This is a genomic window from Enterococcus italicus DSM 15952, from assembly GCF_000185365.1.
Taxonomy (GTDB): domain Bacteria; phylum Bacillota; class Bacilli; order Lactobacillales; family Enterococcaceae; genus Enterococcus_G; species Enterococcus_G italicus.
Map to the genome: position 1 here is coordinate 1,455,411 of NZ_GL622241.1, position 508 is coordinate 1,455,918.

Consider the following 508-nt stretch of genomic DNA (forward strand, 5'->3'; position numbering starts at 1 on the left):
CAAAAAGAGATAAATATAGAATTTCGTTATATATAAAAATACATAATCACTGATAAAGAGTAAATTTTAGCTATTTTACTGAACCTAAGCACATCAATTAAGTAAGCAAGATGACATCTTGCTGTCACCATAAAATATAAACACTGATATATCAACGCTTTATAGCTATTTTTATCACACAATTATCAAGTGTAAATAAGTTTTTGCGTAAAGATATGTGTGAAAACAGGTAAATTACCCTAGAATCTATTGACTTTTTTTGACCTTCCCATTATACACATCTAGAGGGAATATAAAAAGTGCGTATTGATTTTAGAAAAACACGTAGTTTTCTATTGATTTTATTAGCTTTTATAAGCCTCCTCATTATACACATCTAGAGGGAATATCCTATATAGATGTGTATAATGATTTCTATCAATTATGCCAGTATTTTCTAGGGAAAACTATACGTATTTTTCTTGTTCAATACGCAATTTTGAATTGATATAAAAAGAGATAATATTCT